General features: G+C 33.7%; 20 protein-coding genes. 17 read left to right on the forward strand and 3 right to left on the reverse strand.

What is annotated here, in order from left to right; all coding sequences use genetic code 11:
* Positions 1-126: 126 nt before the first annotated feature.
* Entirely contained in the window at positions 127-1,695 is a 1,569-nt protein-coding gene (locus C1Y58_RS13630) for a response regulator transcription factor (RefSeq protein ID WP_170311596.1), read from the reverse strand.
* A 5-nt stretch (positions 1,696-1,700) separates the two neighbouring features.
* Positions 1,701-3,479, reverse strand: a complete 1,779-nt coding sequence (locus C1Y58_RS13635; RefSeq protein ID WP_157950098.1) for a sensor histidine kinase — start codon at positions 3,477-3,479, stop codon at positions 1,701-1,703.
* A gap of 242 nt (positions 3,480-3,721) precedes the next feature.
* Between C1Y58_RS13635 and C1Y58_RS13640 the strand changes: the two genes are divergently transcribed.
* From C1Y58_RS13640 to C1Y58_RS13670, 7 genes are all read left to right on the forward strand, one after another.
* Positions 3,722-5,008: an MFS transporter gene (locus tag C1Y58_RS13640; RefSeq protein ID WP_105616614.1), complete on the forward strand. Its 1,287-nt coding sequence runs from the start codon at positions 3,722-3,724 to the stop codon at positions 5,006-5,008.
* A gap of 41 nt (positions 5,009-5,049) precedes the next feature.
* Positions 5,050-6,012 carry a sugar phosphate isomerase/epimerase family protein gene (locus tag C1Y58_RS13645; RefSeq protein WP_105616615.1) on the forward strand — a complete coding sequence of 321 codons (963 nt, stop codon included), beginning with the start codon at positions 5,050-5,052 and terminating at the stop codon, positions 6,010-6,012.
* A gap of 158 nt (positions 6,013-6,170) precedes the next feature.
* Positions 6,171-7,670 (forward strand): BCCT family transporter, encoded by a 1,500-nt coding sequence (locus C1Y58_RS13650; protein ID WP_105616616.1) that lies wholly within the window; start codon positions 6,171-6,173, stop codon positions 7,668-7,670.
* 104 nt (positions 7,671-7,774) lie between these two features.
* Complete coding sequence (locus tag C1Y58_RS13655) at positions 7,775-9,049, forward strand: extracellular solute-binding protein (RefSeq protein ID WP_105616617.1); 1,275 nt, start codon at positions 7,775-7,777, stop codon at positions 9,047-9,049.
* Positions 9,050-9,077: 28 nt separating this feature from the next.
* Positions 9,078-9,992 carry a PocR ligand-binding domain-containing protein gene (locus C1Y58_RS13660; protein WP_105616618.1) on the forward strand — a complete coding sequence of 305 codons (915 nt, stop codon included), beginning with the start codon at positions 9,078-9,080 and terminating at the stop codon, positions 9,990-9,992.
* 169 nt (positions 9,993-10,161) lie between these two features.
* Complete coding sequence (locus C1Y58_RS13665) at positions 10,162-10,362, forward strand: helix-turn-helix transcriptional regulator (RefSeq protein WP_105616619.1); 201 nt, start codon at positions 10,162-10,164, stop codon at positions 10,360-10,362.
* Position 10,363: 1 nt separating this feature from the next.
* Positions 10,364-10,798 (forward strand): hypothetical protein, encoded by a 435-nt coding sequence (locus C1Y58_RS13670; RefSeq protein WP_105616620.1) that lies wholly within the window; start codon positions 10,364-10,366, stop codon positions 10,796-10,798.
* A 64-nt stretch (positions 10,799-10,862) separates the two neighbouring features.
* Here the strand turns inward: C1Y58_RS13670 and C1Y58_RS13675 are convergent, their stop codons facing one another.
* Positions 10,863-11,168: a hypothetical protein gene (locus C1Y58_RS13675; protein ID WP_105616621.1), complete on the reverse strand. Its 306-nt coding sequence runs from the start codon at positions 11,166-11,168 to the stop codon at positions 10,863-10,865.
* Between the two features lie 262 nt (positions 11,169-11,430).
* Between C1Y58_RS13675 and tsaE the strand changes: the two genes are divergently transcribed.
* From tsaE to tsaD, 10 genes are all read left to right on the forward strand, one after another.
* Entirely contained in the window at positions 11,431-11,865 is a 435-nt protein-coding gene (tsaE, locus tag C1Y58_RS13680; RefSeq protein WP_105616622.1) for a tRNA (adenosine(37)-N6)-threonylcarbamoyltransferase complex ATPase subunit type 1 TsaE, read from the forward strand.
* The gene (gene tsaB, locus C1Y58_RS13685) at positions 11,865-12,566 is read left to right on the forward strand and encodes a tRNA (adenosine(37)-N6)-threonylcarbamoyltransferase complex dimerization subunit type 1 TsaB (RefSeq protein ID WP_105616623.1); all 702 of its coding nucleotides are present in this window, start codon (positions 11,865-11,867) and stop codon (positions 12,564-12,566) included. Before tsaE ends, tsaB begins: the two co-directional genes overlap by 1 nt.
* 5 nt (positions 12,567-12,571) lie before the next feature.
* Complete coding sequence (gene rimI, locus C1Y58_RS13690) at positions 12,572-13,003, forward strand: ribosomal protein S18-alanine N-acetyltransferase (protein WP_105616624.1); 432 nt, start codon at positions 12,572-12,574, stop codon at positions 13,001-13,003.
* 159 nt (positions 13,004-13,162) lie between these two features.
* Positions 13,163-15,523, forward strand: a complete 2,361-nt coding sequence (locus tag C1Y58_RS13695; RefSeq protein ID WP_105616625.1) for a Lon protease family protein — start codon at positions 13,163-13,165, stop codon at positions 15,521-15,523.
* A 264-nt stretch (positions 15,524-15,787) separates the two neighbouring features.
* Positions 15,788-17,773, forward strand: coding sequence for a transketolase (gene tkt / locus C1Y58_RS13700; protein WP_105616626.1), 1,986 nt, complete (start codon positions 15,788-15,790; stop codon positions 17,771-17,773).
* Between the two features lie 108 nt (positions 17,774-17,881).
* Entirely contained in the window at positions 17,882-18,934 is a 1,053-nt protein-coding gene (locus tag C1Y58_RS13705) for a type I phosphomannose isomerase catalytic subunit (RefSeq protein ID WP_105616627.1), read from the forward strand.
* A 45-nt stretch (positions 18,935-18,979) separates the two neighbouring features.
* The gene (locus C1Y58_RS13710) at positions 18,980-19,222 is read left to right on the forward strand and encodes a hypothetical protein (RefSeq protein ID WP_105616628.1); all 243 of its coding nucleotides are present in this window, start codon (positions 18,980-18,982) and stop codon (positions 19,220-19,222) included.
* 198 nt (positions 19,223-19,420) lie between these two features.
* Positions 19,421-20,335 carry a ribonuclease Z gene (locus C1Y58_RS13715; RefSeq protein WP_105616629.1) on the forward strand — a complete coding sequence of 305 codons (915 nt, stop codon included), beginning with the start codon at positions 19,421-19,423 and terminating at the stop codon, positions 20,333-20,335.
* Between the two features lie 70 nt (positions 20,336-20,405).
* Positions 20,406-20,981: a DUF6715 family protein gene (locus C1Y58_RS13720; RefSeq protein WP_105616630.1), complete on the forward strand. Its 576-nt coding sequence runs from the start codon at positions 20,406-20,408 to the stop codon at positions 20,979-20,981.
* Positions 20,982-20,983: 2 nt separating this feature from the next.
* Positions 20,984-21,985 carry a tRNA (adenosine(37)-N6)-threonylcarbamoyltransferase complex transferase subunit TsaD gene (gene tsaD / locus C1Y58_RS13725; RefSeq protein WP_105616631.1) on the forward strand — a complete coding sequence of 334 codons (1,002 nt, stop codon included), beginning with the start codon at positions 20,984-20,986 and terminating at the stop codon, positions 21,983-21,985.
* Positions 21,986-22,105 lie beyond the last annotated feature (120 nt).

The raw sequence follows: 22,105 nt of genomic DNA on the forward strand, positions 1-22,105 counted from the left end.
AGAAGTTTATATGTATTAGAAGTTACTATTAATATTAGACGTTAAGACTCTGCTAAATAGAAAATTAAGAGCTGCCCTATCAAATTATTAGATAGAGCAGCTCCTTTTTTCTTTATACTTGAGTTGCTATATTTGATATTTTCGTCGATAATCAGTTGGAATGATATTCGTAACCTTTTTAAAATCTTTACTGAATTGATGAGGATAAATATAGCCAAGTTCTTGACTAATAGCATTAACTTTTAACTCGGTTTCGACTAATAACTTCTTTGCTTTTTCAATCCGAACATTTAAGGTATAGTCTGTTAAGTTGATTTTAACCTCTTTCTTAAATAAGCGACATAAGTAAGATTTATTTGTTTGAATTTGGTCTGATAATTCTGTTAGAGAAATGCTTGGATTAGCATCTATAATTTGAATACATTTGCTAATCTTGAAGGAATAGTTGGTTAGTTTACGAGTATTGAGCAAGTTGATTATTTTATTGATTTTCGATATATACCAACTCTCTATTTCTTTTAGATTTTCCAACGATTTTATCTCATCAAATGATATATGTCCATAGCCGAAAATCTCTTTCTTCACAATTTTATGTATATCAATGGACTGTTTGATACAGGTAAGTAAACAAAGATGGATGTAATCGAGATAATTGATTTGTAAGAAGCCATTTTCTTCATCATTGAAAAGTTCATGTATAATCGCCTGAACGCCTTGATTATCCATTTCATTAATATAGCATATTAGTGTTTGGAGATTTTGATCAATAATATCATAAGTCATATTAGGAGTATAATGTGTATCATTGGCAAAAAAAACAGGGTTCATTTGTGATGGTAGTAGGTTGAAGCTACTATCAAGTACTTCTTGATAATACGTATTAATATCGTGTAAATGATAGAATGATGAGCTAATACTAACCATAAAGAGAGATATATTTTCTTTTTTTAATGTCATAACTAATTCTCTACTGGTTTTTTGACATTCAGTATAGTAATCCAGTCGACTTGCACCACAATCAATTTTATCAAGAATAATAATATTTTGATTGATAGAGGTGATGATTGCTGTTGTAGTAGTCTGCTGATTTAACTTTGTTACTAATTTTTTTAGAGTACTACTATTATATGTATGACCAAAAAAAGGACTGGTAAAGGCAAGCTTTATATAATATAGAACAAATCGATTTGAATGAGAAGACAGGGCGTAGTGTTGAGATAATAAGTGAAGGGAGTCTTTGCCATGATACATTAAAAGCTGTTGAAGTTGTAACTCAAGATGATCATCTGTTGTAGCAGAAGGAGTAACTTTGTTTAAGGTTGGTTTATCTACTATTAATCTAGCAAATAGGGAATTAAGGCTATTCTCATCCAACAAATCTTTTAAAAGATAATCATAAGTGTTTAATTTAATTGCTTCTTTGGCATAGTAGAAATTTTCATGACAACTCAAAATGATAATGGGAGTTTCAATTTGAGAGTCTCTTAACATCCTGATCATTTCAAGTCCATCCATTTTAGGCATCTGAATATCAGAAAAAATGAGATTAGGTTTTTTCTCATGTATTAATGCGAGACCTTCATCACCATCATTTGCAGTTCCTAGTATTTCAACAGGTAACTGTGATTTTGTAATCAATAATTCCAATTTTCTTATAGATAATGGCTCATCATCAATGATAACTATTTTAAACATAATGCTCATCCTTTCTTTGGTAGCTCAATCGTTATGATAGTACCTTTGCCACGTTGACTTTCGATAGCAAAGCCATATTGATCTTTATAAAAAAGCGCTAGCCTATCCTTAATATTGGATAGACCAATATGTCCATAACCTCGTCTGGATTTTGGTATGAATGGTTGGGTGTTATCCGTATGAATATCGGTCTCATTAAATAAAGAATTTGTATCAAAGCCAATACCGTTGTCTCGTATAATAAATAACATAGAAGACTCATTGTTTATACCATAAATAGTTATTAACCCTTCTTTATCACTTGGCAATATACCATGAAAAATAGCATTCTCTACAATAGGTTGAAGCAAAAATTTGGGGATTTGCAAACTATTTAATTGTTGATCGATTTTGCATTCGTAGGTAAAACGATCTTTGTAACGAATCTTCATGATCTGTACAAAATGATGGATGCATTCAAATTCCCTTTTTACGGTATAAGTATTTTTTTTTAGAGATATGCTTATCCTGAATAAATAATTCATAGCTTGAATGGTGGTTGCAATTTGCTCATTTTCTTCTTCAAGAGCAATACATTCAAGTGCATTCATAGTATTATGAATGAAATGGGGGTTTATCTGAGCTTGTAATAAGTCAAATTCTAAATTGATATTCTCCTCATGTTCTTGTTGTATGTCATTCATCAATTGCTGTATATAAGTAAATAAGTTATTAACCCCATTTGTAAGTTGTTGTGTTTCATCTCTAGCGAAATGTTCTATAGGCTCTGGCCATTCCTTATTTTCAAATTTTGCAAAAGATCTCATGACAAGATTAATAGGATAAGTTATTTTGCTGGAAATCCATGTATTAAAAAGCGCCATTAGTAAGAGACCGATAAAACCAATAAATAAGATTGCCAGGGACATGGGTTGAATTTCATTTAGTATAATATCTTGGGGCATTAGACCAACTATTCTCCAATTATCATAGCTATCAAGGGGATTATCAAAACTTATGTATTCTCCTCTCTTTAAGAACAATGATTTCTCATGGGTTTGAGATAATGAATTCACGTCAATTGGAGAGGCGGTAACTTCTTTTTGAATGTAAAAAATAGGGGTATCATTTTCATCAAGTACAGCTAAGGCATCAAAAATTCCAAGATTATCTTTTATCATTTCTTCAAATACCCATTTTCTTTTAAAGTTAATTAATAAATAGCCTGTCTTTTTTAAGGATTGTATATCAACAAATTGAGTGAAAAAAGAAAGGTTATCACGCTTGGCTGAGAAATGAATCTCTGGATTGAGTGGAAATTGAGTAGGCTTTGATAGTTGAAATGCTTTTTCACTCTTCATAAATGTATAAAGTTCTGTATAATTGCTTATTAATTGATCGTAAGGAGGTTGTTGATATATTGGGTTAATTACCTTACCATCAACATCAAAAATAAATACAGCATTGATCATAGGATAATTATTTACATAATTTTTAAGTATACTGCTAATTGAACTTTCAGATGTTTTAGTGACTGGAGGAAGCATTAGTTGTTGAATCTCCGAATCACTTACAATATTATAATGAAATGAATAGAGTTCGTCTATTTGAGTATTAATGGCGTTAGAGTAGAGTTGCAGATCCTTTTTTGCATTAATTGTTAGATGATTTAATAGAGTCTGACTTGTTAAAAAATTAATGAGTAAGAGGATGATTAACAATGTTATTGTCATAACGACTGTAAAGTTAAAGGTTATTCTATGTTGTATTTTTTTGAAACTTAGTTTACGAATAAGTTCTAGCATAAAAGAGATCATCCTCTCAAAAAAGTTGATTTAATGTTATCATAGAAAATACCTAATGTAAATATCTGAAAAGATGAATATAATGCATGATAATATACAAAAAAAAGGATAGATAATAGTAAAAGTATACAAAAGTACCAATAAGGTCAATATCCCATAGAAGAAGTCAATGTGAATTATTTTTTTAAACCTCATAAGTTGCTATAATTCAACTCATAAATATATGTATATAGGAGGGTTTTATGAGTTCTAAAAATTTAAGTAAATCAGCTTACTGGATGCGCGTTGTGTTATTGGGTTTTTTTCAACCGATGGTTTATTTTGTACCTTACATGTATTATACATTAGGTAATCAAATGGCTGATTATTTTCAAACTGATTTACCAACCATAGCAGGTTTCCTAGCTTTGTATGGTCTTATTGCTATGATTTCTTACGTTCCTGCTGGTATCTTCACCGATATAGTAGGTGCAAAAAGAGGTATAGTATTTTCCATGTTAGCAACAACTGTATTGTTAGTTTGGTATGCAACAACTAGTTCTATTACTCAATTAAAAGTCATTATGGTATTGTTATCACTTACTACTATATTTACTTTCTGGTCTTCTTGGTTAGTAGCTTTAGCTAAAGCTGGAAGTGATGAAGATCAAGGGAAGTCATTTGCATATGGATATACAGTTGTTGCCCTTGGAAACATTGTTATTGGGTTAGTTGCAACTGCCATTGTTGGTAATGATGCATCAAAAATCCCACTCTTAGTGTATATAATAGCAGGCATCCATTTAATAGGTGCCATAGTATTCCAAGTTATTTTACCTCGGAATTTATCCTCAGATAATAAAGATGATAAATTTAAGCTAGCACATTTAGGTGAAGTTTTAAAAACTCCTGGTGTTTGGTATGTTGGTATAGTTGTTTTTGCTTTCTATGCATGTCTTGCTACAACAAACTCTTTTAACCAACTTTTATCCGAAGGTTATGGTATGTCAGATGCTCAAGCATCATTTGTAGCAGTTTTTAGAGCCAATGGTCTTGGCTTAGTCGCTGGACCAATTTTAGCAGCTATTGGCATTAAAATGAAATCTAATGCAAAATTAATTAGAATAGTTGCAGTAATAGAAGCTATTTTAATTGCAGCATTGATGTTTGCACCAATAAATGATTCTTTAATAATCATGGCTATTGTTATTGTATTAATGGTTGCATTCTTACAGTTAGGTGTTAGGTCTATATATTTTGGACAAATGGCCGAAGCAGCTATCCCAAATCATATTTTGGGTACTGCTACAGGTGTGATTTCAATATTAGCCTATTCAGCTGATACCTTTATACATACTTGGGTTGCGAATTTTATAACTCATGCAGACGGAAGTTGGAACGCAGCGGGTTACACTAATGTTCACATGTTACAATTCGCATTATTAGCTATTGGGTTTATATTTACAACATTGATTATTAGACAACAAAAGAAGCTAAAAAAACAGCAAAATGAACAAGATGCTAAGAGCGCGACAGAAAGTGTTGCTTAAGCCGGTGAAAAGAGTAATTTGGGAAGGTTTGGAGGCATATCATGGTAGCAATTAATACGGATTATAAAAATGATATACTTAGTATAGAAGCAATAGAAGAACAATTATCAAATATTGCAAAAGCAGGGTTCACTCATATTCAATGGGTACATGACTGGCAAGGTGAGTATATGTACAGTCCTAGTGAACTTATTCAGATAAAAGAACTTATCGACAAATATGGATTTAAGTTAAAAGGTATTCATGCAACAGAAGGTGGTACAAGGGCTAGAAAGGTAGATGGTGTTTTTACTTTTGTCAACCGCTATCGAAATCTTGAAAACCGTAAAGATTATACTTGTCTTAATGAGTATACAAGATTAGCAGGAGTAGAGCTACTCAAAAATCGAGTGGACTTAGCTGTGGCAATTGGTGCTCAAGAAATCGTATTACATATGCAAATGCCCTATGTGGAACTTAGAGAGTCAAAGGAATTCAACGATGCCTATTGGAGTCAAACTTTTAAGTCCCTTGATGAACTACAGGAATATTGTAAGGACAAGGGTGTGAAAGTGGCTATGGAAAACTTAATCTGTACCCCTCAGGAAGATCAAATGAAACAATTTGATAAACTTTTTGACAGATATGATTCTGATTTTATGGGATTTTGCTTCGATTCTGGGCATGGTTCAGTAGTTTGTCATGAGGATTATTTATTCTTTGCAAGAAGGTATAAAGATCGATTAATAGCTCTTCATCTTCAAGATACAGATGGTATTGAAGAAGAGTTGCGTGATGATGATATACAGGTTCTTAAACATGATAAACATAAAGTGCCTTTTACAGGAGCTATAAACTGGGAAGATTTAGCTCAACTTATTGCTGATTCACCTTATGAATTACCTATAACATTAGAAGTTGGCGTTTATGGTGATACTGAGGAGGAAGAAATGAAGAATCTTGTTGATGCAAAAGAAAAAGGCGTTAGATTGAATGAAATGGTTCTTGCGTATAGACAGGGCTAAAGGGATGAAATAGTTAATGAAGGTAGAGTAAATTTCTATAAGAGGTGACAACACAAACTTCTATGAAGGGTATGACATGGGTTATGCCCTTCGATTTATATAAAATGAAGCTAGAAGAACTTCTTATTGTATGTTAACGCATTAAGGAGAGAGTTAGTATGTTAAAACGTATAGAGAAGGGAATAATGATTCCATCCATTTTGATTGTATTAGGTATTAGCTTTGGAATCATAATTAATCCAGAAACGAGCAAGAGAATAATCACTCAAACACAGGAGATTATTACGAATCAATATGGATACATCTATATCTGGTATGGCATATTTGCATTTGTTTTTGTTATTGGAATCTCTTTTTCTAAATATGGACGAGTAAGGCTTGGAAGTAAAGAAGAGGGGCCAGAATTCAAGACTTTCAGTTGGGCAGCAATGCTATTTTGCGCAGGTATTGGAGCAAGTGTTATCTATTGGGGTGTCATTGAATGGGCGTATTATTATATAGCCTTACCGTATGGGGGAAAAATTGAATCTTTTCAAGCAGCAGAACTTGCGGCAACATATGGTATTTTTCATTGGGGGCCAGTAGCATGGTCAATTTACGCTGTATCCTCAGCATCTATCGGTTATTTATATCATGTAAGAAAAGTTCCGGTACTTAGAATAAGTGAGGCTTGCCGTCCAATCCTAAAGGAGAAAGTGGATGGAATTCTAGGTAAAGGGATTGATGTATTATTTATTCTTGGATTACTAGGAGGAGCTGGTACAAGTTTAGGACTTGGTACACCACTTGCAACAGAAGGTATTGCTAGAATTTTCAATATTGAAATTACCATTTTTCTTGAGATAGCTGTACTGCTTATTATTACACTTTTATTTGCAGTAAGTGCATATTCTGGATTGAAGAAAGGTATAAAAATATTAAGTAACATTAATATTATATTGACCATCTTTTTATTACTATTTGTATTTGTTGTTGGTGATACGATTTTTATGATTAACATGGGTACTTCATCTATAGGGGTTCTTATTGATAAATTTCCAATTATGATGACATGGTTAGATCCTGTAGGGAAGTCAGGATTTCCACAAGATTGGACAGTATTTTATTGGGCTTGGTGGGTAGCATATGCCCCCTTTATGGGAATGTTTATTGCTAGGATCTCCAAAGGCAGAACGGTTAAAAATATGTTACTAGGTTCTATTACATTTGGGTCCATTGGTTGCGCAGTGTTTTTTATCATTCTTGGCAATTACGGACTTAATCTTCAGCTATCAGGTTCATATAATGTCATTGATAGTCTTAGTAATTTTGGAGGAGCTGTAACAATTATTAATATTCTAGAAACAATGCCAGTAAGTAAAGTTATTATACTATTAGTGACCATCGTTTCCATCGTTTTTATGGCAACGACGTTTGATTCAGCTTCCTATGTGATGGCAGTTACAGTACATAAAAAACAAGTAGAAAATTATGAGCCAGATCGATGGATTCGGGTATTTTGGGCTTTAACACTTGGAGTAGTTCCTATTAGTTTTATCTTATTAGAGAGTGAGCTTTCCATACTACAGACTGCATCTATAGTAGCTGCACTTCCCGTTACATTGATTGGCGTTTTGACTGCGTGGGCATACATAAAAATGGTAAATGAAGATCGTTGATTGTTATAGAGAAACTATTCATATGTTAATATATGATGCTATAATGAATAATAACTATGATGCATGTGATAATGATAAGCTGACTTAGAGGGGGAGGTAAGCTTATGAAAAGGTTGGTACTGGGGTTAATGCTTTTAACGATATCACTAACAATATTAACAAGCTGTAAATTTAACGAAGAAGTAGTAATAATCCAGAAAAACGAGATTAGTTTTTGGTATGGACTTGAGGGTGTCTTAGGTGATTATGTAGAAATATTAATAGAAGATTTCAATCGATCACAAGATGATGTAATAGTCGTTGGTCATAGACAAGGAAACTATACTGAAACATTTAATTCTTTGGAGATTGCAATTGCAACCAATATGCCACCAAGTGTTGCATTGTTAGAACAACGGGATATTATCTCATTAATAAAAAGAGATGCACTTAGTGTACTAAGTGATTCCATTGTAGATACAGAGGATATTCCAGACCAATTTCTTCAGATGTTCACTCAAGATGATTATATGTATAGTTTGCCCATGTATGCTACGGTTTGGATTACCTATATGCGTAATGATTTTATAGATGAGCTTGAAGACGGTAAAGATATCTATTCGTTTCAAGAATTAATGAAAGTGCTAAGTGAACGCCGAAAAATAAGTGATGATGAGTCACTAGTATTTGAGATAATTAATGATGATACCACCCTTATTAATGCAGTTATGTCTAATGGAGGAGAGTTTATAAGTAGTGATTACAAGGAAGTGCTCATTGACAAGCCAGAATGGATAGAAGTTTGGGAAGAATTTAGAAAATGGATACATGAGGATGAGCTTATTCGCTATTATGATAAGAATTTAGGATGGGACAATTATTATGAGGTTATTAACGATGTGAAGTCAGGTAGGGCTATTGGTTGTATCAGTTCAGTAAGTGATATGGATATTTTTAGTGATGAAGAAGTAACACCTATGCTACATTTAGGATGGGAAGAGGGAATTTCTGCACCTGTAACTTATGCCATTGGTCTTGTTATTCCAAGAAATGTGGATGAGGAAGATAAGGAGGCAGCGAGTCGGTGGATTGAATATCTTATGTCCCCAGAAGTAAGTGCTAAGTGGGTAAAATTATCAGGATATTTACCAGGGAACTTGAATGCCTATGAGACACAACTATTTAAAGAATATGCAGAGTCAAATGAAAGGATAAATGTATCAAGAAATCAATTATCCTATACAAGTCCACCCTATTATGACCCAACAGGTGGTAAAATCAACGAAGCTATTATAGAGGCTGCTGAGAAGTTAATCAATGATAATATTCCGGCAGAAATTGTTTTAAATGAAGCTAAAGCTAAGGCTCAAAAGGAACTCGATAAGATTGAAAGAGAATAATTAATCATGACAGTATGCAGAGGTTAATATGCAAAGTTTAAATCTTAATACCATTATAAATATTGAAAAAATACAATACATACAGGATAATCTTGCTATAGCAATGGATATAGCTATTATTCTTGTAGATTACAAAGGAAACCCTATTACCAGGCATAGCAATTGTAGCCAATTTTGCTATGGAGTTCGAAAAGATTCAAAATTAAATAGGTTATGCGAAAAGTGTGACTCCAGAGGAGGATTAGAAGCAGCAAGAAGTCAAAAAGCATTTATGTATCAATGTCATGTAGGATTAGTGGATATAGCTATACCTATAATTATTGAAGACCAGTATTTAGGTGCACTTATGGCAGGACAGGTAAGAGTTATAGAGGAAGAAAACTCAGAGAACTTAGAACGGATCGTGAGTAATACATACCAGATTAACTTAGAACAGTATCCAGAACTAAAAGAGTTATTTAAGAGTATTCCTATTCTATCTAAAAAGAAGATTGAAGCTATAGCGCAAACAATGCAACATATGATCAGCTATTTTATCGACGAAGCAGTATTCAAAAGTGCAATATATGATGAAGTACATGATGTTCAGCTATACTATACAACTGAGTCTAAATCTCAAAATAATTTATTGCTGCCAGCGCTAGATTATATAAAATCAAATTATCAGAAAAAAATAATGATGGATGATATGGCCAAACGATGTAATATTAGTACAAGCTATTTTAGCAAACTATTTAAGAGACAAATTGGTATAAACTTCTCAGCATATGTTAATCAAATTAAACTTGAGAAGGCTAAAGAATTACTAGAAAATACTACTTTACCTATCATTAATATATCCTTAGATTTAGGTTATGATGACTGTGGTTACTTCATTAAAATATTTAAAAAATGTTATAAAGTAACACCAGCTAAATACCGTAAAACTTTAAGAAGCAATTAAAAGAGAAAGCAGTTTACTTCAGCAAAGACTACTGATTGAAGTGAACTGTTTATTTATACATTTTTTTTGCAGTGTGATATAAGAAGATATGTAAATAAAACTTGACATTATGTTAAAAGTGATATATGCTATATGTAAATAAAACTTTACATTGTGAGGTGAGTAAATATTGGAGAATATTTTATTGCAACTGAGGAAAGAACATGGTTATACCCAACAACAGTTAGCTGATATGCTAGAAGTTTCCCGCCAAACTATCAATGCCATTGAAAGGGGAAAATTTAACCCTTCAGTTATTTTAGCAATTAAAATTTCAAGAATTTTCAAACAACCTATAGAAGCCATATTTATTTATGAGGAGGATGAGTAATATGAATTATGAAAAGAAACTGAAATCAAGAATTATGTTATATGCAGTATTAGCAGTAGTGGCGATCATCGCCCTTATCAGTGGCATAGTAGCAGAATCATCACAAGATATTGAAAGCTTTGCAGCAGGTTATTTAACGGGGTCAGGTGGAGGTCTATTTGGTGCAAGTGTGGTATTGATTATTAAAAATTTAATGGCATTAAGAAACAAAGATAAGCAAAAGAGTATGATGATTGAGGAAACAGATGAAAGAAACCTCTTATTAGGTTATAAAGCTGGCTATTATTCAATGTTAACAACAACCCTTATTTTATATATAGCATCTATCTATTATGTTTTTAACGATTCTACGATGATTATGAGATTAGCATCAATTATTGGACTAATGATGGTGGTATACGTTGCTTTATATTATAGTTTTAAAAGATTTAAGTAGTAAAAGATGTCCAAATAAATGAGAACTCCCTACCAATTGAGTAGGGAGTTCTAGTCTTTATAAACTAATCCTTATTCTTTCTTCTACGTCTCGATAATGATAAGCCTCCAAAACCACTAATGATCGCTATATAGAAGCCAAATTCATACCAAAAACCTGTGTTAATGGGTTCATACAAATGAATGTTATCAGAAAACAAAGATACAATTAATGAAATGGGTGCGATCCATCCGTGCCATATACCTGATAAAAATCCTGCGGGGTCGTTTGGGGTATAGGAGCCATCTCCTGGCATACATCCAGTCATCAACATAAGTAATGATAATAAAAGTAGGGTTAACACAATTAATCTGTAATTAAATTTTCTCATGATAGACCTCCTAATTAAATATCCAGAATCAATGAAAACATATTGGACTCAAGAACAATGCCTTATAGTTAATCAGTTCAATAAACATAGTATACCATGTTTATTGAAAATGTTAAAATATGCTAATTGCCTAAGTAGATAAATTGTTTGCTTTTAGGTACCAATAGCTTGAAGTTTCTCTTTTTTAGGGTATAATATGATTAAAACCAAAAAGTAGTTTAATTTTTATATACTGAGTTAAGAGACAGAAGGAGAATATAAGATGATTATGGAAAGTTACTCGCCAGAGGAAACTTATAATATAGCATTAGAGTTAGGACAGAAAACCGAAAAAGGACAAGTTTATTGCTTGGTTGGTGATTTAGGAGTAGGTAAAACAATCTTTACAAAGGGATTTGCTAAAGGATTAGGGATTGATGAACATATTACGAGTCCTACTTTTACAATCGTTAATGAATATGATGGGGATATACCTTTCTATCATTTTGATGTTTATCGTATTGCTGATATTGAAGAAATGTATGAGATCGGATTTGAAGAATACATTGGCGGTAATGGTATTGTTCTTATTGAATGGGCTAATCTTATTGAGGAACTTTTACCAGTTGATTGTAAATGGATTAAAATTGAAAAAGATCTTGAAAAAGGACTTGATTATCGTCGAGTTGCTATAGTTGATAACAGGGAGGAAATCTAATGAAAATACTAGGTGTAGATACATCTTCTAATGTAGCTTCAGTAGCTTATATTGAAGATGATTTATTGATAAGTGAGTTTACCTTAAATTATAAATTAACACATTCTCAGACATTAATGCCTATGTTGGATGATGTTTGTCAATCTTGTCATCTGAAGCTTGAAGAAGTGGATGCTATTGCAGTAGCAAGTGGTCCGGGGTCCTTTACTGGTTTGAGAATTGGAGCTGCAACTGTAAAAGGACTGGCTTATGGACTCAATAAACCTATTATTCCAGTACCAACATTAGATGGATTAGCATACAATATTCACTACACGGAGTATTTAATTTGCCCTATTATGGACGCTAGACGTAGCCAAGTATATTCAGCTATTTACCATTGGGAAGATGAACAACTCGTAAGAGATACGGATTATTTAAATATCACCATTGATGAACTCATTGAAAACTTGAAAGAAAAAGAATCAAATATAATATTTGTAGGTGATGGTATACCTGTCTTTAGAGATCAACTGAAAGAGGAATTAGAAGGTGTATTTTTTGCTGATGCACATCTTAATCGTCAAAGAGCAAGTACCATAGCCTCATTAGGTAGAAGATATTATGCTGAAGGTCGAGTAGAAAACCATATGGATCATGCACCTATGTATATTCGAAAATCACAAGCTGAGAGAGAATATGAAGAGAGACAAAGAGGGTAGATTTAATGAAGATTCTTCAAATGTCAGAAGAACATATAGAGGATGTTCATTTAGTTGAAGCAGCTTCTTTTCGTGAACCGTGGTCAAAACAAGCTTTTACAAATGAAATTAACAATCCTCTTGCATTGTATTTAGTAGGAATAAATGAAGATGAACTCATTGCTTATATGGGGATGTGGGTCATCGGTGATGAAGCTCACATCACCAATATTGCAGTTAAACCAAGTTATCGTGGGTTAGGTTATGGTAAGGAATTATTATTGAGAGCTATAGATGAGACCAGTGATAGAGGTTGTATATCCATGACCTTGGAAGTCCGTGCAAGTAATGAACCTGCTATATCACTTTATCGAAAGCAAGGGTTTGAAGTAGCAGGTAGACGAAAGAACTATTATTCCCATCCTAAAGAGGATGCGTTAATCATGTGGAAAAGATAATTTAAATTATAAAATCTATAAAACATATAGAACACAACGGATTAAGTGGGGTGTACTAACTTCAATCTATATAAAAGATTTAAATTGTATAAAAATTAATTAGCAATCTCCTTTCCTTCTGTATAAACTATAGTATACGGGCAAGAAAGGAGATATTTCATGTTGACGAAAAGGGAGTTGTCATTCTCAGAGTTGAAAGCCATATGTTGCGATCAAATAGCTGATGAATGTAGTGATGACGTTAAGGTTGAGGAAGACGATTTATTAGGGCAAGAGAAATCGTTTCAAGCCTTGGATTTTGGACTTAGTATACAGGAACATGGCTACAATATCTACTTAGCAGGTCATTCGGTTGTCAATAAAGCAAGGTATATAGAAAAGTTTATTAAACGAAAAGCAAAAGAATTCGATACACCAGATGATTGGTGTTACGTATATAATTTCAACGATCCTTCAATGCCGAAGCCTATAAGGTTAAGTCCTGGTAAAGGGAAAGAATTTAAAAATGATATGAAACTCTTTATTACAGAGTTTGAAAAAGAAATAGATAAACAATTTGATAGTATAGAATTTCAACTACAAAAAAGTAAAATAGTGAATGCTTTTAAAGAGAAAAATGAGAATTTAATGAAGCAAATCAAAATTGATGCAGAAGAATTTCAATTTGATACTCAGGTGACAGAGAAGGATATCTATTTTATCCCCATCATTAATGGTGAAAAATTAAGTGAGGAGATGTTTGATAACCTGACAGACGAACAACAAGACTCTATAGTACGAAAATCTGAAATATTACAACAACGAGCGACTAAAGTACTAAAAATGATTCGGGAGAATCAGAAGGAGTCAGATTCAAAGGTTATTGAATTGCAGACCAGCATAGCCCTTATTTTATTAAGAGAACATATTTTATCGTTGATGGAAAAGTATAAAGACGCATCTGATGTAAGCACCTATTTAGAAGAGGTAGAAGCAGATATTGTTGACAGCATTGATAGTTGGATTAGTACTGATGAAGGGTCAGATAGCTTAGTTTCACTATTACCAAGCTTATACAAGGGGAATAATAAAGATCACAAAAAAAGGTATGAGGTTAACCTACTTATTGATCATGGAGAGACAGAAGGAGCTCCTATTGTATATGGTATTAGTCCATCTTTTTACAATCTGGTTGGTAAGGTTGAACATGAAACGGATTTAGGTAACATAAAGTCTGATTTTACAAAAATAAAGCCAGGACTACTTCATAAAGCTAACGGTGGTTTTCTTATTTTAGAAATGGATGAACTTTTGAATCACGGGTATTCGTGGTATATATTGAAGCTTATACTGAAGACAGGGAAGATACATTTTAAAGAAATCAAGGATTCTACAACTACACCAACAGAATCTCTACATCCACTACCTATACCACTGGATATTAAGATTGTTTTAATTGGTGAGAGTGTTTACTATCAATTATTATCTGAGTATGACAGCAATTTTAGAGATTTATTCAAAATGAAAATTTATTTTCAACATGAAGCTAAGAAAACCGAAGAAAATAAAGAGAAATTAGTTGCATTCATCATTAATTTTGTTAAGAAAAAGAATATTACGAGTATTGATAAAAAGGCTTTAGTAGCTATTTTAAAATATGCAACACGTTTGGTAATGGAAAGTGATAAAATTACTTCAGATCTGGAACCAATACGTGAATTGTTAGTAGAATGTTGTCAATGGGCACATAAGCTTGATATAGATATTATTACAGAAGATCTAATTGAAAAAGTAATCAAAGAAAGAGAAGAGCGCAGTAATTATGTTGAGGAGCGACTTGATGAACTCATCTCTAATAATCAAATTTTGATTGATGTTAATGGGGATAAAGTCGGTCAAATTAATGCGCTGGCGGTCATTGATCTAGGAGATTATACTTTTGCGAAACCATCTAGAATTACTGCTACAGCGTATAAAGGTAAAGCTGGAATCATTAATATTGAGAAGGAATCCAATATGAGTGGTAACGTGCATAATAAAGGTGTGCATGTTCTATCCGGCTATTTAGGACATAAATATGCTAAACAGTTTCCGTTGTCTTTGACGTGTCAGATATGTTTTGAACAAAATTACAGTTATGTGGATGGCGATAGTGCTTCATCAGCTGAACTTTATGCCATTATATCCAGTATATCCGAGATACCGATTAAACAGAGTATTGCTGTAACTGGTTCAATCAATCAGTTTGGGGAAATACAACCCATTGGTGGGGCAACTTATAAAGTAGAAGGATTTTATAATGTTTGTAAGAAGAAAGGACTGACTGGCAATCAAGGGGTTATTGTCCCATACCAAAATGTAAGAGATTTAGTGTTGAAAGAAGAAATATTGGAAGCTGTTCGGGAGAAAAAATTCCACATATATGCTGTGGAAAATGTGGATGAAGCTCTTGAAATTCTTATGGGAATGCCAGCTGATAAAATTCATACCGTTATATCAAAGAAGTTACGATCAGACAATAAAAAACGTGGTATTTTATAAATTCTTTAAGCATAGGTGAAAGCCTATGCTTTTGTCTTAGTAATAACTACACGTACATGTTCACTACTTCATTGTATATCACGTATCCTTTCAACATATTTTTACTTAGGTCAAATGACGTAGCCAAGATAATCTTAATGCTTCATTGACTTTTAACACGCTTGCGGCTATAATGATACATGATTTATATTCAATGTACGTCGCAGAATGAGCCTATACATAAAGCGAGTTCTGTAAAATAAAAGATACATAAGGAGGATACAGATGGGAACAGCACAATCAACTGTTAATGCCATTCGAATTTTATCTGCAGAAGCTATTCAAAAAGCCAATTCAGGTCATCCAGGGTTACCAATGGGGACTGCACCTATTGCGTATGAACTTTGGGCAAATCACATGACTCACAATCCAAAGAATCCAAATTGGGAAAATCGAGATCGTTTTGTTTTATCAGCAGGACATGGTTCTATGCTTTTATATTCATTACTTCATTTATTTGGGTACGGATTAACCATTGAAGATTTAAAGCAATTTAGACAATGGGATAGTATGACACCAGGTCATCCAGAGTATGGTCATACAGTAGGTGTTGAGACTACTACAGGACCTTTAGGACAAGGCTTGGCCAATGCTGTTGGTATGGCTATGGCAGAAGCTCATATTGCTGCTAAATTTAATAAAGATGATTTGAAACTTGTAGATCACTATACATATGCATTAGCTGGTGACGGTTGTATGATGGAAGGTATCACAAGCGAAGCATCCTCACTTGCTGGAACATTAAAATTAGGTAAACTTATTGCCTTCTATGATTCAAATAAAATAAGCATCGAAGGTAATACAGATATTGCTTTTACAGAGGATGTTGCTAAACGCTATGAATCCTATAACTGGCAAGTGCTTACTGTTGAAGATGGTAATGATTTAGTAGCCATTTCAAAAGCTATCGAAGAAGCTAAAGGTTGTACAGATCAGCCATCACTTATCATAGTTAAGACACAAATCGGCTTTGGCTGCCCAGCTAAACAAGGTAAAGCATCAGCTCATGGAGAACCTTTAGGTACGGACAATCTTGTTGCAACTAAAGAAAATCTTGGATGGCCAGTTGATCAAGATTTCTATGTTCCTGCTGAAGTCTATAATCATATGAAAGAGGTCGGGACTAAAGGCGAAAAAGCTGAAGAAGCATGGAATGAATTATTTAAGACTTATACGGAGAAGTATCCTGAATTAGCCGCTGAATGGAAGGTGTGGCATAACAGTGAGATTGCTGTAGATTTATTAAATGATGAAGACTATTGGAATTATGAAGATAAGGCAGTGGCTACAAGAGCTTTATCTGGACAAATGATCAATAAATTAGCTAAACGTGTACCAAATTTAATCGGTGGTTCTGCGGACTTATCACCGTCTACTAAAACGATTATGAATGACAGAGGACATTTTTCTGCAGAAGACTACTCAGGATCAAACTTACACTTTGGTGTACGTGAACATGCTATGGCCGCTATTGGTAATGGAATGAGCCTACATGGTGGATTAAGAACCTACGTATCAACATTCTTCGTCTTCTGTGATTATATGAAACATTCAATGCGTTTATCAGCTTTAATGAAGCAACCTGTAACTTATGTATTAACTCATGATAGTATTGGTGTAGGTGAAGATGGACCAACTCATCAACCAGTTGAACACTTGACCTCATTAAGAACAATACCAAACTTCACTATTTTCCGTCCAGCCGATGCTACAGAGACAGCTGCAGCATGGTATTTAGCTATGACAAAGAATGATGGTCCAGTAGGTCTTGTTTTAACAAGACAAAACTTACCTCAATATAAAGAATCAAGTAAAGAAGCATTAAAAGGTGCTTATACACTTGTGGATAGTGATAAAGAAACTCCAGATGCTATCTTAATGGCTAGTGGTTCAGAAGTTGAATTAGTCTATGAGGCACGTAAAGCTTTGAAAGAAGAGGGCGTTGATGTACGTGTAATCAGTGTACCATCTATGGAACTATTTGATGCACAAGACTCAGATTATAGAGAATCTGTAATGCCAAATGCAGTTAGAGCAAGATTAGCTGTGGAGGCAGGATGCAGCACAAACTGGTTTAAGTATATAGGATTAGATGGTGACGTTATCTCCATTGATACATTTGGTGCATCTGCTCCTGCAGCACAAGTATTTGAAGCATATGGATTCACAGTAAATAATGTTGTAGAAAAAGTTAAAGCTATGGTACAATAATTATTAAAGCTATGGTATATTACCATAGCTTTTTCAAAAAGCTTTTTAGAGTAAATCAAGGAATAGATATTGAACTCAAAAGCTAATTGGTATAAGGGAGGAATCGATATGTACCCAATTTTTTTTGATCCCATTTATAAAGAAACTGTATGGGGTGGCCAACACCTGAAAGAGATGTATGACAGAGAGCTACCGTCAGAGCATACGGGTGAAAGTTGGGAAATAGCCTGCCATGAAAATGGAACAAGTATTGTTGCTAATGGTATTTACAAAGGAAAATCACTTAAGGATTTAATGGAAGAAGAGAAAGTGAACTTACTAGGTCCTCGTTTTAAAGATGCTAATAAATTTCCATTGCTCGTTAAGCTCATTGATGCTAATGATAAATTGTCTATTCAAGTTCATCCTGACGATGTTTATGCTCATCAATATGCTAATGGCGAATTAGGAAAAACAGAAATGTGGTATGTTTTAAGCGCTAAAAAAGATGCTAAGTTAGTTTTGGGGACTAAACCTGGCACAACTATGGAAATGTTTAACCAAGGGATTATCGAAGGGCAATTAGAAGAACATATTGAAGAACTAGAAGTTCAGGCAGGAGACGTGATCAATATTCCAGCCGGAATGTTGCACGCCATAGAGGATGGTATTGTACTTGCTGAAATTCAACAGAATTCAGATACAACATATCGTGTATATGATTGGAATAGAGTAGGATTAGATGGAAAACCTAGAGAACTTCATATTGAAGATGCTTTAAAGGTTATAGATTTTGAAGGACAACTAAAATCTGAAAAGGTTAAGGGGTTAGCCCTTAAGAACAATGATTATACCATGACTTATTACATAGCTAATCAGTACTTTGCTATGGAGAAGCTAGATATTCATGGTAGCTGGTGTGATCATACAGATAATATCAATTTTTACCTCTATACATGCGTAGCAGGACGAGGTATAATAAGATATACAGATCAAGATATTTCATTCAAGGCTGGACAAACCTTCATGATACCTGCTAACTTAGGGGAATATAGTATTGAAGGAAATGCTGAACTATTAAGAAGCTATGTACCAGATGAGAATAATTATATACAAACTCTTCATCAGACAAGTGGGTGTACCATCCTAGAGCTGAAGCAAAAAATCGATATTAGATTTTAGTACATAGGTCCATCCTATAGAATCTAAAGAGATGAGGGGTAGCTCATGAAAAAGTACAAAACAATTGTTATAAAAAAGACTGAAGTTGATTCTGTTATTTGCAATTGCTGTGGTAGAGAAATAAATAAAGATCAATATGGTTTAATGGAAGATTATATTACCATTAAAAAAACCTGGGGGTATAATTCGGCTTTTGATGGGCAGAGTCATGAGCTAGATGTATGTAATGATTGTTATGAAAAATGGATTAAATCCTTTAAACATAAGTTTTCTCTTAAAGATGACTAACCGGCACAATTTGTGTCGGTTTTTTTATCCTTTTTTCGGATATAATTAATCTATAATAAATTTTTTAACTTCGCACATTAATCAGTGAGCAGCATCCATAATGGGTGACCCCGTTTAAGTGTTGTACGAAGTTTCAGTTATGTGATACAATAGGTAAGAACTTATGAAAATGATGGAAGAACAAGAGGAGTGTAAAAGATGTTTGATATTTCACTACTAGGTACTGGTGGAATGATGCCGTTGCCAGGTAGATGGCTAACTGCAATGATTGGTCGTTATAATGGCAGCAGTATTTTAATTGACTGTGGAGAAGGTACACAAATTACTTTAAGGGAACTTGGATGGAGCTTTAAGTCCATTGATTATATATGCTTTACACATTATCACGGAGACCATATAGGTGGTTTACCAGGTTTATTGCTGACAATCGGTAACTCTGATAGAAGAGAGCCATTAATTTTAATTGGACCAAAAGGTTTAAGTCGAGTTGTTAAAGGTCTACTGTTGATTGCGCCTGATTTACCATTTAGAATTGAATTTATTGAGCTGGAAAATAATAAAGTTAATACCTTAGAATTAGGTGAAATTCAATTAACTGCTTTCCCAGTGGATCATGGAATGCCATGCTTAGGCTATAGTATGACCGTTAGTCGACAGCCCAAATTTATACCTGAGCAGGCAAAAGCCTTAGGATTACCTGTTCAATATTGGGGGCAGCTGCAAAAAGGTAATTCTGTAGAATATGATGGAAAAACCTATACATCTGATATGGTTCTTGGTTCAGAAAGAAAAGGTTTGAAGGTTACTTACTGTACGGATACGCGACCTGCAAAAAGTATTACTGAACATGCTAAAGGGGCAGACTTATTCATCTGTGAAGGCATGTATGGTGATGATGAGAAGCAGGAAAATGCTAAAAAATATAAGCACATGACTATCTATGAAGCAGCAGAATTAGCCAAAGAAGCTGGTGTCGGTGAATTATGGTTAACCCACTACAGTCCTGCTTTGATTTATCCAGAAAAGTATAAAGACCAAGTAAAGAAAATCTTTAATCCCACTTACTTTGGATATGACCGCAAAACTAAAGTTTTGAAGTTTTCTGACGATTAAAATAGTAGAAGACAAAGGACATAACATGGGCATAGATGATAATGCCTGAAATAATTGAGGATGTGATTTTATGAGGAAAGCGATTGCTATAACAGTTTTGATATTACTAGGTGTTTTATTATTCTGGTACACCGGCTCTAAGATGAGTGAGAATGCTCAGAATAAGCCACCAAGCGAATTCGAAGCCTTGATGGGTTATGACTTTGAAAATGAATATCCTACAACCATAGATGAAGTAATGGTTGTTTATAATGAAATGATGGAATATACTTATGGTCCCAAAGAAGATATGGATCTAGAAACCTTTTATGCAGAACAGTTACCTAAGATCATACAATTACAAAGAAAGCTATACGATGAGGAATTATTACTTTATAATCCTTATGAAGTGCAGGTTGAGAAATTAAAAAAGGAACTAGAAGATTATGATATGAAAGAAATCTATATCATTGATAGTAAAATCATGCATCCTGAGTACTTACCATCTAAGGATGAGGAAGATAGAGAAATGGCTAAGGTAAGAATTGTTTATTATACAACAGTTTCACAAAATATTTATATGGAATTTGGGTTAAGAAAAACAGATAAGCAGTGGAAAATAGTTGGATTTAAGCAGATTGAAATGTTTAAAATAGCGGAGGAATAGATATGAACATACTTGCAATTGAGTCATCTTGTGATGAGACATCAGCAGCTGTGGTGAAAGATGGTACTAAAGTATTATCCAATATTATTTCATCTCAGATTGAGCTGCATAAATTATTTGGTGGCGTTGTGCCAGAGATTGCTTCTAGAAAACATATTGAAAAAATAAATCCTGTTATTGATGAAGCGTTAACGGAAGCAGATATGACCTTTGAAGATATTGATGCAATAGCAGTTACTTATGGACCTGGATTAGTAGGAGCATTGTTAGTTGGGTTAGCAGAAGCTAAGGCATTGGCTTATGCATTGAAAAAGCCTCTCATCGGTGTGCATCATATCGAGGGACATATATCAGCTAATTATATTGAGAATCCAGAATTTAAACCGCCATATATATGCCTTGTTGTATCGGGTGGGCATACACATCTTGTTTATGTAAAAGACTATGGTGAATATGAGATCATGGGTAAAACCAGAGACGACGCTGCTGGAGAAGCATTTGATAAGGTAGCGAGAGCAATTGGTCTTGGTTATCCTGGGGGTCCTAAAATTGATAAACTCTCAAAAGAGGGGAAGGCATCAATAAACTTTCCACGAGCTCAAGTTGAAGCCTATGATTTCAGTTTTAGTGGTCTCAAATCAGCAGTTCTTAACTATCTCAATCAGTGTAAAATGAAAGATGAGGAAATGATTGAGGCAGATATCGCTGCAAGTTTTCAAGAAGCTGTCATAGATGTTTTAGTCACAAAGACAATCAAAGCAGCAAAGGAAAAAGGCGTTCAACAAGTAGCCATCGCTGGTGGTGTTGCAGCTAATTCTGGTCTTCGTGAAGCGATGCAGAAAGCTTGCGATGATCATCAAATAACATTCCAGTACCCCTCTCATGTTTTGTGTACAGATAATGCTGCAATGATTGGGGCAGCTGCTTATTACGATTATCAAAAAGGTATTGTTCACGATATGACTTTAAATGCCGTACCTAATTTAAAATTAGGTGATAAATAACCTATAACGTTAACCAGTATGCTAAGGATAGAAAACTTAGTGTACTGGTTTTTTTCATTCATCCTAGAATTTTCTGCTTGTTTAGCTATAATATATTTGATATAATTGACTAAAATAATT

This window comes from Vallitalea okinawensis (assembly GCF_002964605.1).
Lineage (GTDB): Bacteria > Bacillota > Clostridia > Lachnospirales > PQDH01 > Vallitalea_A > Vallitalea_A okinawensis.